Source organism: Vibrio sp. 1078-1 (assembly GCF_033340475.1).
The window spans coordinates 665466-680364 of record NZ_JAWOWM010000002.1 but is presented as its reverse complement, the minus strand read 5'-3'; the positions used below and the strand labels follow the sequence as shown (position 1 = coordinate 680364).

General features: G+C 42.7%; 15 protein-coding genes. 11 read left to right on the top strand and 4 right to left on the bottom strand.

What is annotated here, in order from left to right:
- Positions 1-51: 51 nt before the first annotated feature.
- The 6 genes from R7190_RS06930 to uspE all read left to right on the top strand — a co-directional run bounded on the left by R7190_RS06930 (position 52) and on the right by uspE (position 5730).
- Positions 52-528, top strand: a complete 477-nt coding sequence (locus tag R7190_RS06930) for a FixH family protein (protein ID WP_005377489.1) — start codon at positions 52-54, stop codon at positions 526-528.
- Between the two features lie 4 nt (positions 529-532).
- Positions 533-2896: a heavy metal translocating P-type ATPase gene (locus tag R7190_RS06925; RefSeq protein ID WP_186584252.1), complete on the top strand. Its 2364-nt coding sequence runs from the start codon at positions 533-535 to the stop codon at positions 2894-2896.
- 15 nt (positions 2897-2911) lie between these two features.
- Positions 2912-3076 carry a cbb3-type cytochrome oxidase assembly protein CcoS gene (gene ccoS, locus R7190_RS06920; RefSeq protein ID WP_186584254.1) on the top strand — a complete coding sequence of 55 codons (165 nt, stop codon included), beginning with the start codon at positions 2912-2914 and terminating at the stop codon, positions 3074-3076.
- An 8-nt stretch (positions 3077-3084) separates the two neighbouring features.
- A complete protein-coding gene (locus tag R7190_RS06915) occupies positions 3085-3765 on the top strand; it encodes a sulfite exporter TauE/SafE family protein (RefSeq protein ID WP_017634899.1) in 681 nt (226 codons plus the stop codon).
- Positions 3766-3855: 90 nt separating this feature from the next.
- Positions 3856-4602: an FNR family transcription factor gene (locus R7190_RS06910; RefSeq protein WP_005377497.1), complete on the top strand. Its 747-nt coding sequence runs from the start codon at positions 3856-3858 to the stop codon at positions 4600-4602.
- A gap of 180 nt (positions 4603-4782) precedes the next feature.
- Positions 4783-5730 carry a universal stress protein UspE gene (gene uspE / locus R7190_RS06905; RefSeq protein WP_005377500.1) on the top strand — a complete coding sequence of 316 codons (948 nt, stop codon included), beginning with the start codon at positions 4783-4785 and terminating at the stop codon, positions 5728-5730.
- A gap of 140 nt (positions 5731-5870) precedes the next feature.
- Here uspE and ttcA read toward each other — a convergent pair whose 3' ends face one another.
- From ttcA to R7190_RS06885, 4 genes are all read right to left on the bottom strand, one after another.
- The gene (ttcA, locus tag R7190_RS06900; RefSeq protein ID WP_005377502.1) at positions 5871-6764 is read right to left on the bottom strand and encodes a tRNA 2-thiocytidine(32) synthetase TtcA; all 894 of its coding nucleotides are present in this window, start codon (positions 6762-6764) and stop codon (positions 5871-5873) included.
- 198 nt (positions 6765-6962) lie between these two features.
- Positions 6963-7625, bottom strand: coding sequence for a DUF2987 domain-containing protein (locus R7190_RS06895; protein ID WP_025766641.1), 663 nt, complete (start codon positions 7623-7625; stop codon positions 6963-6965).
- 13 nt (positions 7626-7638) lie between these two features.
- Entirely contained in the window at positions 7639-8475 is an 837-nt protein-coding gene (locus R7190_RS06890) for a glucosaminidase domain-containing protein (RefSeq protein WP_186585044.1), read from the bottom strand.
- Entirely contained in the window at positions 8468-9265 is a 798-nt protein-coding gene (locus R7190_RS06885) for a hypothetical protein (RefSeq protein ID WP_005389175.1), read from the bottom strand. Before R7190_RS06885 ends, R7190_RS06890 begins: the two co-directional genes overlap by 8 nt.
- A 400-nt stretch (positions 9266-9665) precedes the next feature.
- On the opposite strand from R7190_RS06885, the gene potA reads away from it, so the two are divergent.
- The 5 genes from potA (at position 9666) to R7190_RS06860 (ending at position 14813) form a co-directional block, all read left to right on the top strand.
- Positions 9666-10781 carry a spermidine/putrescine ABC transporter ATP-binding protein PotA gene (gene potA, locus R7190_RS06880; protein ID WP_017634901.1) on the top strand — a complete coding sequence of 372 codons (1116 nt, stop codon included), beginning with the start codon at positions 9666-9668 and terminating at the stop codon, positions 10779-10781.
- Positions 10762-11622 carry a spermidine/putrescine ABC transporter permease PotB gene (potB, locus tag R7190_RS06875; RefSeq protein ID WP_005377512.1) on the top strand — a complete coding sequence of 287 codons (861 nt, stop codon included), beginning with the start codon at positions 10762-10764 and terminating at the stop codon, positions 11620-11622. Before potA ends, potB begins: the two co-directional genes overlap by 20 nt.
- The gene (gene potC, locus R7190_RS06870) at positions 11622-12392 is read left to right on the top strand and encodes a spermidine/putrescine ABC transporter permease PotC (protein ID WP_005389180.1); all 771 of its coding nucleotides are present in this window, start codon (positions 11622-11624) and stop codon (positions 12390-12392) included. The genes potB and potC overlap by 1 nt, the downstream gene beginning before the upstream one ends.
- Positions 12393-12494: 102 nt before the next feature.
- Positions 12495-13526 carry an extracellular solute-binding protein gene (locus R7190_RS06865; protein ID WP_186584256.1) on the top strand — a complete coding sequence of 344 codons (1032 nt, stop codon included), beginning with the start codon at positions 12495-12497 and terminating at the stop codon, positions 13524-13526.
- Between the two features lie 249 nt (positions 13527-13775).
- Positions 13776-14813, top strand: coding sequence for an extracellular solute-binding protein (locus tag R7190_RS06860; RefSeq protein WP_033905298.1), 1038 nt, complete (start codon positions 13776-13778; stop codon positions 14811-14813).
- Positions 14814-14899 lie beyond the last annotated feature (86 nt).

The following is a 14899-nucleotide window of genomic DNA, read 5'->3' as shown; positions in this document are numbered from 1 at the left end:
CTTTAAATTTAACGCCTTACATTTTTTCATTTAGCTGTTGAGAACTTTTTTATGGTAAAGCCTTGGTATAAACAATTTTGGCCGTGGTTCCTAATCATCCTTCCTCTTACTGTCGTAGTTTGGACTGTGATTACTGTGGTCGTTTTCTCGAACAACTCTGTTTCTTTAGTCGCCGAGGATTACTATAAAAAAGGCAAAGGCATTAATATCGACATTAGTAAAATGAATGTCGCTCGTGACCTAGGTCTTAACGCTGAGATTTCCTCTGAAAATAACAATGTTGTGATTGTTTTCGCTAAAGGGAAGCTACCTCATTACCCTGCTCTAACGGCCACTTTCACTCATCGTACTCTTCCTGATCGTGACTTCACAAAGCTTGTAACAGCGGATGCATCTGGTAATTACCGACTAAAAGCTGAGGAATCTATTCAAGGACCATGGTTTGTTGAACTACAACCACACGACAAGCAATGGATGATCCAAGGTAAAGTTGAGTTTCCTGCCTCTTCAACACCGTTAATGAAGTAAGCATATGTGTAAATCCTGTTATCACTGCGGTGAAGATGTACCAGCCAACACGGATTTCAAAGTAGAAATATTGGGTGAAATTCGCGACATGTGTTGTCCGGGCTGCGAAACTGTGGCGCAGACTATTGTCGATAGTGGTCTTGTATCATATTACCAATACCGCACTGCGCCTGCAGAAAAGGCAGATCTAATACCAGAGCAACTCCAAGCTTTAATTCATTATGACAATGCGGATGTACAATCTGAATTCGTACGAAATCGCGAAAATGTTTCTGAAGTAACCCTTTCTTTGGAAGGCGTTTCATGTGCCGCTTGTGCGTGGTTAATCGAAAAGCAAGTTTCTAATACGGCCGGGTTGGTATCTATCCGTGTTAATACAACCACCAATCGAGCGTTACTAGCCTGGGATAAAACTCAGGTACGGTTAAGCGAGCTCCTTTCCGTTATTCATAAACTTGGTTACAAAGCTGCACCTTTTGAAGCAGATAAGCAAGAAGCCTCTTACCATCGAATGATGAAGCAATATCTATATCGGCTAGGTATTGCAGGTTTAGCAACCATGCAGGTCATGATGCTCGCCGTTGCACTGTATCTCGAAGTCTTTGGTGATTTAGAGCCAGAGTTTAAAAGTTACTTTCGTTGGGTAAGTTTGATTTTTGCTACTCCTGTTTTGCTTTATTCCGCTCTTCCATTTTACTTAAACGCATGGCGCAGTATCAAAGGCCGAACCCTTGGTATGGATGTCCCGGTTTCTATCGCGTTGATCTTTGCCTATGTTGCAAGTTTAGTTGCAACAGTAACTGAACAAGGCGAAGTCTTCTTTGAATCTATCTCGATGTTTACCTTCTTTTTGTTAGTAGGTCGATTCTTAGAGATGCGCGCTCGTCGCAAAGCTGCTGCAGCGAGTGGTAACCTTCTTAAGTTGATTCCTGCAATTGCTACAACGCTGGACGGTGATCAGATACCCGTGAAGACGCTAAAAGTTGGCGATCGTATTCGCGTTCTACCTGGTGAACATATCCCCGCTGACGGTAAAGTTATTTCAGGCCGTATTCATATTGATGAATCCATGTTAACGGGTGAGTCAGTGCACGTTGTGAAACGAGAAGGCGATGTCGTCTATGCGGGAACGCTAAACGGAGACGAATCATTTGAACTTGAGGTAGTAAGCTCAAAGGCCGATTCAATGATTTCTAACATCGTGCGTTTACAAGATGAAGCTCAACACTCCAAACCTAAAATTGCGGAAATTGCAGACATTGTCGCCCGTTACTTTGTTGGTGTGATTCTTATTATCTCTGCTGGTACTTGGTTTTACTGGCATCAAACAAAACCAGATGATGCGTTTTGGATCATGCTGTCTGTGTTAGTCGCTACATGCCCATGTGCGCTATCTCTGGCTACTCCGACCGCTCTCACTTGTGCTACCTCTAGAATGGGTAATTTTGGCATTTTGCTTCGTAAAGGCCATGTGTTTGAGACACTATGTAAGATCAACCACTTAGTTGTAGATAAAACAGGCACTCTAACGAAAGGTGATATTGAGATCTGTGAAACAAAGGTACTTAGTGATCTCCCACAGAAAGATTGTCTATCACTAGCTGCAGCTTTAGAGGCTCATGCAAACCACCCTATCGCTCGTTCTTTTGCAACTTACACCAATGATGACTTTATCGTGTCTGACGTGCAAAACGTGATTGGTTCAGGGATTGAGGGTATGTGGAATGGCAAAATCGTTAAGATAGGTAGTGCTGCTTTTGTTCAAGGCAAAGAAAGTGGTGAAAGCCAGGCGGTCTATCTGTCGGTTGATGGCAAGCATGTCGCTAGCTTTTACTACCGCGACCCTATCCGAAAAGAAAGCAAAGCCTTTATTCAACGTTTTGCTGACGCTGGAATTAAGACAACCCTGCTAACTGGTGATTCTCTCTCAAACGCCCAACCAGTGGCGAATGAAATTGGTATCGATCACATCGTCGCGTCAGCAAAGCCAGAAGATAAGCTTGCATACCTTAATAGCTTGGACGAAAACAGTATCACTATGATGGTTGGTGATGGAATCAATGACGCGCCGACTCTCGCCGGAGCTCACCTTTCTGTCGCAATGGGCGGTGGTACAGATGTCGCTAAAGCTTCTGCAGATATGACGTTACTTGGGGATAATCTCGAAAAGCTACTAGAAGCACGTTTGCTTGCACTGCGTACAAGAAAGATTATTCGAGAAAACTTGGCTTGGTCTTTGGGTTACAACCTGTTAATTTTGCCTTTGGCGGTCGCAGGTTTAGTGGCTCCCTACATTGCAGTAGTTGGCATGTCTGCAAGCTCAATTATCGTTGTATCTAACTCTTTGCGCCTGCTCAAAGAGAAATAAGTAGAGAAAGCAAACATGGAAAGTCTTTATATATTGATTCCCATCGCTATCGTTCTCGTTTGTGTTGCTGTCGCCGTTTTTCTTTGGGCGGTAAGAAGCGATCAGTTTGAAGATCTTGAACGGCAAGGGCACAACATTCTTCTCGACGAAGAAGACCAACCTAATAGTGATAAAAAGTAGCGACCTTTATGACTCCTGATTTTATCGGTGCGTTGATGATCGGCTTAGTAGGAGCCGGTCATTGTATGGGTATGTGTGGTGGTATCGCGTCTCTACTTACCATGGGCTCTTCTGCTAAAAATAAAACTACCCCTCTTATCCCCCTCTTCTACAACCTCGGACGATTGATCAGTTATACCTTAATAGGTGCATTAGTGGGTGGTGCTATATCAGGTTTATCTGAGCTTAGTGGGTTAACGCACTCTCTTGCTTGGTTAAGGCTGATTGCTGCGTTATTCATGATCCTGGTCGCGCTGTATATTGCTAAATGGTGGCAAGGCTTACTTTTAATAGAAAAGCTAGGGCAGTATATCTGGCGCTTTATCTCGCCGGCAGGGAAGAATCTGTTGCCACTAAAGCATCCTCTTCACGCGTTGCCATTTGGCTTTATTTGGGGTTGGTTACCATGTGGCTTAGTTTATTCAGCGCTTACTTGGTCGGCGGTTTCTGGTAGTGCGATGAACGGCGGCCTAATTATGCTTGCGTTTGGGCTTGGAACGCTACCTGCAATGCTTATTATTGGATATGGTGCCAATCATTTTCAGAAATTACAAAAATCATTAATATTTAGAAATATTTCAGCATTAATCCTTATTGGGTATGGTACGTATACCGCTGTAGGAGCCTTAGCGTTACTCGGTTTCATATAACGTTAAACTCTATTGAGGTGACATTTTTGCTACCCTTTAGGATTAAGCGATGCTAAAATATTGATGTATATCAAATAGTGAAAGGTTGTTATGATTTCTGAAAAACCTGCAACAAAGCGTATCCAATCAGGCGGTTGCGCCATTCATTGCCAAGATTGTAGCATTAGTCAACTGTGTATCCCGTTCACTCTAAATGAGGCAGAACTTGATCAGCTTGACCAAATCATCGAACGTAAGAAGCCTATTCAAAAAGGACAAGAGCTTTTTAAGGCCGGTGATGAGCTAAAATCGCTATACGCTATCCGCTCTGGTACCATCAAGAGCTATACGATCACAGAGCAAGGTGATGAGCAAATCACAGCGTTTCACTTAGCTGGAGACTTAGTCGGTTTCGATGCTATCACTGGTGACTCCCACCCTAGCTTTGCTCAAGCACTCGAAACGTCGATGGTATGTGAAATCCCATACGAAATTTTAGACGATCTATCGGGTAAGATGCCTAAGCTTCGCCAGCAAATCATGCGTTTGATGAGTAACGAAATTAAAGGTGATCAGGAAATGATTTTGCTTCTTTCTAAAAAGAATGCAGAAGAGCGACTAGCTGCTTTCCTTTACAACCTATCAACGCGTTTTTCTCAGCGTGGCTTCAGCCCTAGAGAGTTTCGTTTAACTATGACTCGTGGTGATATTGGCAACTACCTTGGTCTTACAGTCGAAACGATCAGTCGTTTGTTAGGTCGTTTCCAGAAATCAGAGATCCTAAGCGTAAAAGGTAAATATATCACTATCTTAGACCACGATGCATTGATGGAACTTGCTGGTGTAACTAAAGAATAATACACCCTAATTATTGATGTAGCTCGAAAATGAGCTACATCATATTTCTCATAAATTCCTTTCGAAAGTCCTCAAAAAGTTCTCCAAACTAAGCTACAGTAAAAATGTACGGTGAGTACTCCAAAATACTGATTTAATTTACATTCAGTATCTGGTTTTGCAATAGAAGTGGGCTTAGTTATGAGTATATACAGTAAGATCCTTGTTGTCGCTGACATCAATAATGATGAGCAGCCCGCACTTGCAAGAGCTGTTCAATTAGCTCAGAAAAGTGTATCTAGAAGCCGAATCACTTTCTTTTTATCCATTTACGATTTCTCGTATGACATGACGTCAATGCTGTCAGTGGATGAAAGAGATGCTATGCGTCGAGGTGTCATTCATCAGCGTGAGCAGTGGATGCGTAAAATTGCTCAACCATACCTAAACGATGGCTTCGACTTTGATGTTTGTGTTGTCTGGCACAACCGCCCTTATGAGGCGATTATTGCTGAAGTCTATGCAGGCAATCATGACCTAGTCATCAAAGGCACACGTAAGCATGATGTTTTAGAGTCTGTCATTTTCACACCGACAGATTGGCACTTGTTGCGAAAATGCCCTATTCCAGTGCTTCTTATTAAGAATGCTGCTTGGCCGGAACAAGCAAGTATCCTTGCCTCAGTACATGTGGGCTCAGAAAACCCGACTCATATTGATCTCAACGATACGATGGTCGAGCGATTAAAAGAAATCACCACTCGGCTTGAGGCCAAGCCATATCTTGTTAACGCCTACCCCGTTACACCGGCGAACATTACGATTGAACTTCCTGAATTTGACCCAACGACTTATACCGATGCGGTGCGAGGTCATCATTTAACGGCTATGAAAGCACTACGCCAAAAACATGGTCTTGATGAAGAACAAACGATAGTTGAGCAAGGTTTACCTGAAGATGTCATTCCGGCAGCTGCAGAGCGCTTGAACGCAGCAATGGTTATTTTAGGTACCACAGGGCGAACAGGGCTTTCTGCTGTCTTTATTGGTAATACAGCGGAGCACGTAATTGATAAAATAAATTGCGATGTGTTGGCTCTAAAACCAAAAGGCTACATTAGTCCTCTAGATCCAAATACAGCAACCTAATCTCTCTTTAGTATTGTTATGTATTGAGCGCTTTCAAATAAGCGCTAATAAATCCCCCCAATACAGGGGGATTTTTGTTTGGGAACAGTTAAAGCATTGGGTACAAAAAAGGAGGTCTAATTGACCTCCTTTTTTACGAGTTAGATGTTCGTAACATCGATGAACATTGATTCATCAATATTCGTCGAAGAAACGACAGCCTCATTAAATTCATACTCTTCGCGGTTACCTTCACGATCTAGCGGTAAGTTAACAAAGTCGAACAATTCGCGGTCTGCTAGTTGGCTTGGGCTTACGTTTTGAATTGATTTAAAAATTGCTTCCACACGCCCTGGCGTCTTCTTATCCCATTCAATCAACATTGCTTTTATAGATTGACGCTGAAGGTTCTCTTGAGAGCCACAAAGGTTACACGGAATTATTGGGAAATCCTTGTGCTCAGCGTATTTGATCAAATCTTTTTCACGACAGTAAGTCAATGGACGAATGACCACGTTACGACCATCATCAGAGCGTAGCTTTGGTGGCATCGCTTTAAGGCGAGAGCCGTGGAACATATTCAAGAACATTGTTTCGACGATGTCATCCATGTGATGACCTAGCGCAAGCTTAGTTGCACCAATCTTCTCTGCAAATGAATACAGCGTACCACGTCGCAGGCGTGAACACAGACCACAAGTGGTTTTGCCTTCTGGTACCTTCTCTTTTACGACGGAATACGTGTCCTTATCGACGATATAGTAAGGGATATTCAGTGTTTCGAAATACTCTGGCAGAATGTGCTCAGGGAAGCCCGGTTGTTTTTGGTCTAGGTTTACCGCAACCACTTCAAATTTGATCGGTGCGGCTTTTTGAAGATTCAGCAGGATATCAAGCATCGCGAATGAATCTTTACCACCGCTAATACATGCCATTACAACATCGCCTTCTTCGATCATGTTGTAATCAGTAATGGCATTTCCAACATGTCTTCTTAGGCGTTTCTGAAGCTTGTTGAATTCTAGGGTTTCTTTTCTTGTATCTATTTGGTTCATTGCGGGCTCTCACATCGCCGATAAATCGACTAGGACTTCCTAACATGGGTTTCTTTGGGGCGTGGATTATACGAGCTTTTTACGCAGGATTAAATGTTTGTCTTATTGAGTCTTTAAGAAAAGAGTGTGAAAGATACTTTAGTTACGGTCAAAATTAAAAAAGAGCTGCGATTGCAGCCCTTTCTAAACGTTCAGTGTTCATTTCTTTGCGTTAGGTAGATAAGGTAACACTCGCATCGTCGGTTCTGGTAGTGTCATTGTGCCACCTTGCCCTATTTCACTTAGTGCGACTTGTATCTTGCCATTGACAATTGGCTTTTCGGTTCCGTTTGAGAAAATCACTTTATCATTCAGTTGATTTGCAAACTCCATCGTCACACCTTGAACCTCCGGTGTAAACCAACCCGCAAACATACCGCCTAAATCTTCCAGCATCGTCTGCATTTGAGGTAAAAGAGGCTTAAGTTGGTCGTAAGAAACGTTACCCTGTAATGGTTCTTTGGTCATCACAACAAGTGAGTAATCGCAACGTGTATCTTTTGGGGTATCGACAAAAACCAACGGATTCGCTGACTTTAAGTTTTTATCAACAGGTAAAGGCAACTCTTGTGAAGCAGGGATAACAAACTCTTCATAGTGCTCTTCTTTTTCCATCCAAGCTTTTTCTATCATACAAATTTGTTTAGTTTTTGCGTCCACAAAAAAGACACCAACTTTCACATCGTCATGCCCTTCTTTATTGTTGTTTTTTAGTTGAGTATATAACTTTGAGTACGTGAACATGTACTCTTGAGCTTGGGTTATCGGCGATGCAAGAATTAGCGCCGCACTTCCCAACAGACTTAGGCTTAACTTTTTCATTTTATCCGTTATTTTATTGCGTCCAGTAGGCGTTGTTATGACGAATCATAGCGCGAAGATCGTGTACATAGGCGATGCCACGTTCAGAATAGGCTAGCAACCCATGCGTTAACTCTGACGCGGTTGCGACCGTTAACAAGCCCTTGTTCTTTTCAGCCAGAGATGTTCTGATTTCACGCAGGTCTGCATACGCTGGGTTTCGATTAACGTTCATAAAGTAGCCATGAACAGACTGTTGTACAGAATCGAATTTTTCAACTTCATGAACTTTGTTAGCGCCACGTTGCGCTGGAACAATTCCACAGCCCTTTTTATAACACCATTGGCCGAACAAGTTGTTTGCTTGAGTAGCAAAACGAGAAGTGCCCCACGCAGATTCATTTGCCGCTTGAGTTAGAACCAAGGCTTCAGGTAAGACGTTCACTCGCACAAGCATCTCGTCTAGCCATGCTTGATCAATCTTATCGTTACTCAAGGGCAACGAATACAGAGATGATAACCGCTGAGCATACTCTTGTTGTTCTTGCGTCATTTGTCCCACCTTTAAAGAGGTAAGAAAGGCCCGCTCATGACGAATTCGTTGATTCTCAAGAGCAATTTTAGGCCTTAAAAAATCAAAAAAAGCAGCTTTTTTCTCTTTCGTATCTTTTATTGAATTGAAGTCTGGGATATCACCGATGTATGGCAAGTGTGATAAATCGACATGCTTAATCTTGCCAGAGAGTACGTCAGGATTTTCCACATATTTAAACTGTTTCTCGTAGTGTAAATATGGGCCTATAGAAATAAAAGTGGCGGCTATACAGGTTGCCGCCACTCGTAAACTTATTGATTTCAAAGAATTAGGCATCAAACACCTGTGAGTTACCATCGTGATCATTATCGTTTTTCTGTGTTGTAACGATCTTAAGCTTAATTCCAAACATTTCGCGGTAGAGTATGCCTTTCAAATGGAAGAAGAATGGCAGCACAAAAATCAAGCCAATACCGTAGAACATTGCTGCAATAATAAACATTAACATCACGCCTAAGTAAAGCCCCGCGACCACAAAAATCTTCTTGTTGATTGCGCGAAGTGATAACAGCAACGCTTGCATTGGTGGCACCCTTTTCTCACAAATCAACAAAATAGAGTGACTAAATGCCAAGGAAAGATACAGCGACAGTAAAGGAAAAATCATACCAACCACACCTTGTAGCATTAAGCTCATGAGCGTTGCTAGAATAACAGGAATGGTGAACTGCAACCCCTTTCCAACATGGCGCAACTTAGTCTTCAGGCCGGCGACATGGCTCATAGCCATCAAGCTGATCCCCGCATAAATTGGTGCGCTAATCACCTCATAACTGAAATTCGCGACATAAATAGAAGACACAATATCGTTTGTGAACGACTCTGGGTTCTCAAATGCATCAAGAATAACGCTCAAATCGCCCAACTGCAGTTTTAATGCAATATAGAAAATACCTAACTGGACAAAAAGCAATACAATAATGGCAGGAGAAAATGATAAAAAGTGCTGGATGGTTGCTCGCCAAGCTTCGTTAAAAACCGCGCCAGCTTTAAGCTCGTAGTTGCCAGACAAAGCTCGCTCTACACTCCCCCCAAGATTGAAATCTTTCTCAAAATCGTCGTTCATAGTTTATCCAAGACTAACTTGTAAAATTTTGACTGGAATTCCAGTCAATTAATGTAATCGTCATTATAAAGAAATCTTTCCACATCTAACATCACAACTCACCTACAATCCTTGCAATCTCAACTGTATGGTTGATAATTAACCACTTTCAAGGTCATGAAATTGAAACAATTGTTGAACAAAGTTTAGTGCTATCAAACTGTGTCTAGATGCCAATTAATCTCATAAAAACAGTATGGTAAGGAATGATGGCTTTTTCCTGCAAAATTATTTCTGTTTCAAGATAAGAAAATGCTTTAATTTCACACTTTTGGTGATTATGATGCGCGCCTCAAAAGTGAATGGTTAGTGTCACATCAGCTGGGATAATCCCGGCTTGAACGTGGGGGAAATACAGACGTTGAACGCAAAACCGCAAGCAGGAAAGCCAGTTATTCGTTTATCTGGTATTAGTAAAAGTTTCGATGGTAAGGAAATCATCGGTAATTTAAATCTGGATGTTAATCATGGTGAATTTCTGACGATTCTCGGGCCTTCTGGTTGTGGTAAGACAACAGTTTTACGCATGATTGCAGGTTTTGAAACGGCAGATAACGGTCAAATTATTTTGGATGACCAGGATGTAACACAGGTTCCTGCAGAGCAAAGGCACGTCAACACGGTATTTCAAAGTTACGCATTGTTTCCACACATGACCGTATATGAGAATGTCGCTTTTGGTCTTCGTATGCAGAAAACGCCTACTGCGGACATTGAACCACGAGTAATGGAAGCGCTACGCATGGTGCGCCTAGAAAAAATGGCTCAGCGTAAGCCTCATCAGCTTTCTGGCGGTCAGCAACAACGTATCGCCATTGCGCGTGCGGTTGTTAACAAACCAAAAGTACTGCTGCTAGATGAATCTCTATCTGCACTTGATTACAAACTGCGTAAGCAAATGCAAATCGAGCTTAAACAGCTTCAGCGTCAACTTGGTATTACCTTTATCTTCGTTACGCACGATCAGGAAGAGGCCCTATCGATGTCTGACCGCATTATTGTTATGCGCGACGGTGTTATCGAGCAGGATGGTTCTCCACGTGAGATTTACGAAGAGCCGAAGAACCTATTTGTTGCTCGCTTTATCGGTGAGATCAACGTATTCAACGCAACCATGCTAGAGCGTATCGACGAGAAACGTATCCGTGCAGAAATCGAAGGTGTCGAGTCTGTTGTTTACTACGATCAGGAAGCGCAAGCAGGTGAAAAACTGCAAGTACTACTTCGCCCAGAAGACTTACGTATCGAAGAGATCAAAGAGTCTGAAGAAAAAGGCATCGTAGGTCACGTAACAGAGCGTACCTATAAAGGTATGACGCTTGATTCCGTTATCCAATTGGATTCAGGCATGCGTGTAATGGTTAGCGAATTCTTTAACGAAGATGATCCTGATGTGGACCACTCACTTGGCCAGAAAGTCGCTATCACTTGGGTTGAGAGTTGGGAGGTAGTCCTCAATGATAAGCAAGAAGATTAATCTTCAAAACGCGATCATTACCTTAATCGTCGGTTGGTTAACACTTTTCGTGTTGGTACCAAATGTGATGATTATCGGTACGAGTTTCTTAACGCGTGATGAAGCAAACTTAATCGAAATGACATTTACTTTCGACAACTACTTACGTCTACTCGACCCCTTGTATGCGAAAGTGCTGATGCACTCGTTCTACATGGCGATTGTGGCGACGTTGTTGTGTTTAGTAATTGGTTACCCATTTGCTTACATCATAGCGAAAATGCCAGAGAAATGGCGCCCATTCATGTTGTTCTTAGTTATCGTACCTTTTTGGACAAACTCTCTTATCCGTACTTACGGCCTGAAGATTGTTCTGGGTACACAAGGTATTTTGAACAAATCATTAATGGCGATGGAAATCATCGATAAGCCATTACGTATTATGTACACCGAAACAGCAGTAATGATTGGTCTTGTGTACATCCTGCTTCCATTTATGATTCTGCCGCTTTACTCGGCAATCGAGAAGTTGGACAACACTTATATCGAGGCGGCGAAAGATCTTGGTGCGAACAAGTTCCAAACCATTACGAAAGTGATTCTACCTCTTACAATGCCTGGCATTATCGGTGGTTGTTTGTTGGTTCTGCTACCAGCACTAGGTATGTTCTACATCTCTGACCTTCTTGGTGGTGCGAAGAACCTACTGATTGGTAACGTTATTAAGAGCCAAGTATTGAACGCTCGTGACTGGCCATTTGGTGCTGCGACCAGTATCGCCCTCACCTTCGCAATGGCTGTGATGCTTTACGCTTACTACAGAGCAGGCAAACTATTGAATAAGAAAGTGGAGCTAGACTAATGGGACGCACAGTTAGATTTAGCTTTATGGCGCTGGTGTATGCATTTTTGTATCTGCCAATCATCGTCTTAATTGTTAACTCATTTAATGCCAACAAATTTGGTATGAAATGGGGTGGTTTCACCACGAAATGGTACGAAACCTTAGTAAATAACGACAGCCTAATGCAAGCTGCATGGCATTCATTGAACGTAGCGGTATTCTCAGCGACAGCAGCAACCATCATTGGTAGCTTAACGGCCGTTGCCCTATTCCGTTACTCGTTCAAAGGTAAAGGTGCGGTAAACGGCATGCTGTTTGTCGTGATGATGTCTCCAGATATTGTTATGGCGATTTCATTGCTTGCTCTGTTCCTAGTATTAGGCGCGCAGCTTGGCTTCTTTACTCTATTGATTGCTCACATCACCTTCTGTCTACCATTCGTTGTGGTAACAGTGTACAGCCGCTTAAATGGCTTTGATGTGAAAATGTTGGAAGCTGCAAAAGACCTTGGTGCAAGCGAATGGGTAATCTTGAAACAGATCATCCTTCCTCTTGCTAAACCAGCGGTTGCTGCAGGTTGGCTACTGAGCTTTACCCTGTCTTTGGACGATGTGATCATCAGCTCGTTTGTAACGGGTCCAACATACGAAATCTTACCATTGAAGATTTACTCCATGGTTAAGGTGGGCATTTCACCGGAAGTGAACGCCCTAGCAACGGTGATGTTGATTGTTTCTTTGGTCTTGGTAGTAATTTCTCAGTTGCTAGCAAGAGAAAAAGTGAAGTAGAATCCGCACCTGTTAACATCACGAAACAGAATGGTTACATGCCATTCTGTTTTTCTATCTATCGTCCAAAATTGGACAACGTTTGGTTTGGAGCTAACGTCAATGAAAAAATGGGCTACTCTATTAGCTGGTAGTGCATGTGCGCTTTCTCTGTTCTCTGGTACAGCGACAGCGGATGATAAAGAACTAGTATTTATGAACTGGGGTCCTTACATCAACAGTAATATCCTAGAGCAATTTACTAAAGAAACTGGCATCAAAGTGATCTACTCGACTTACGAGTCGAACGAAACTTTGTATGCAAAGCTAAAAACCCATAACCAAGGTTATGACCTAGTAGTACCTTCAACGTACTTCGTGGCGAAGATGCGTGACGAAGGCATGCTACAAAAGATCGATAAGACTAAGCTGAAAAACTTCGGCAACCTAGATAAAAACTACCTAGACAAGCCTTACGATCCAAGTAACGACTACTCTATCCCACACGTTGTTGCGATTACAGGCCTAGCGGTTAACGCAGATATGTACGATCCAAACGACTTCCAAAGCTGGGCTGACCTATGGAAGCCTGAGCTTGAAGGTCAAGTAATGTTGATGGACGACACTCGTGAAGTGTTCCATATCGCTCTGCGTAAACTTGGCTACTCAGGTAACTCAAAAGACCTTAAGCAAATCGATGAAGCGTACGCTGAGCTACAAAAGTTGATGCCTAACGTTTTAGTTTTCAACTCTGACAACCCTGGCGCACCTTACATGTCTGGTGAAGTGGGCGTTGGTATGCTTTGGAACGGTAGCGCCGCAGCGGCACAAAGTGAAGGCCTGAACCTTAAACTCGTTTTTCCTAAAGAAGGCGGTATCGGCTGGGTTGATAACTTCGCTATCTCTTCCGGTGCGAAGAACGTAGAAGCCGCTCACAAGATGATTGACTTCCTACTGCGCCCAGAAATCGCAGAGCAAATCTCTCGTGATACTGGCTACCTAACGGCGGTGGAAGAATCGAATGCTAAGTTTAAAGACGTTGCCCCACTGTTCCCTTCTCAAGAAGACCTTGACCGCGTTGAATGGCAAGATGCGGTTGGTGATCTAACCGTTAAGTACGAAGATTATTTCCTCAAGCTGAAAGCGGGACAATAATCTAGCTTGTGTAACAAGTCATCAACCATAGGAAAATAGGCAGCAATACGCTGCCTATTTTTGTCTTAGGCTGATATAATCGCGCGTTGCTAGGTTTATTTGTCTTGGTATCATAGATTTATCGTCTCATAACAAGGAGACAACGATATTCAAGCTAAATGAACATATTTGTGCTTACTGCGATTTGGCTCAAATTGATAACTCCAACTAGTATTGACTTGTCCAATCGCGAAACAAAACGGAAAACAAATGAAAAGTAAATTCTACGCAAGCGCTCTATGTGCAGCGACGCTCATCGCTACCCCTGCAATGGCTGCTGATCAAGAACTGTATTTCTACAACTGGTCGGAATACATTCCAAACGAAGTTCTTGAAGACTTTACAAAAGAAACTGGAATCAAAGTTATTTACTCTACATACGAATCTAACGAGAGTATGTATGCAAAACTAAAAACTCAAGGTTCTGGTTACGACTTGGTAGTACCGTCTACCTATTTCGTCTCTAAAATGCGTAAAGAAGGCATGCTACAACAGATCGACAAAGAGAAATTATCTCATTTTGCCGATCTTGATACTAACTTCCTAAACAAACCGTTCGATCCGAACAACAACTACTCTATCCCATACATTTGGGGGGCGACCGGTATTGGTATCAATGCTGACATGCTAGACAAGTCATCGGTTTCTAAATGGGATGATTTCTGGGATAGCAAGTGGGAAGGTCAACTAATGCTGATGGATGATTCTCGCGAAGTATTCCACATTGCATTGACTAAGCTTGGTTACTCACCAAACACGACTAACCCAGAAGAAATCAAAGCCGCTTACGAAGAACTGAAAAAGCTAATGCCAAACGTATTAGTATTTAACTCAGACTTTCCTGCAAACCCTTACCTTGCGGGTGAAGTTTCACTAGGCATGCTTTGGAACGGTTCTGCATACATGGCTCGTCAAGAAGGCGCGAACATCGACATCATCTGGCCAGAAAAAGGCACTATCTTCTGGATGGACAGCCTAGCAATTCCAACTGGCGCAAAGAACGTTGACGCCGCTCATAAGATGATCGATTTCCTACTACGTCCTGAGAATGCAGCTAAAATCGCACTAGAGATTGGTTACCCTACTCCAGTTAAAACGGCACACGATCTGCTACCGAAAGAATTTGCTAATGATCCAAGCATCTTCCCACCACAAGAAGTGATGGACAGCGGTACTTGGCAAGATGAAGTTGGCGAAGCGAGCGTAATGTACGATGAGTACTTCCAAAAGCTAAAAGTGAACAACTAATTCGTTAGTTTTAAAGATATGAAAAAGCGGCTCATGAGCCGCTTTTTTGCTCTTAATGACAAGACAAAAACTCTTCCTGTTGAAGT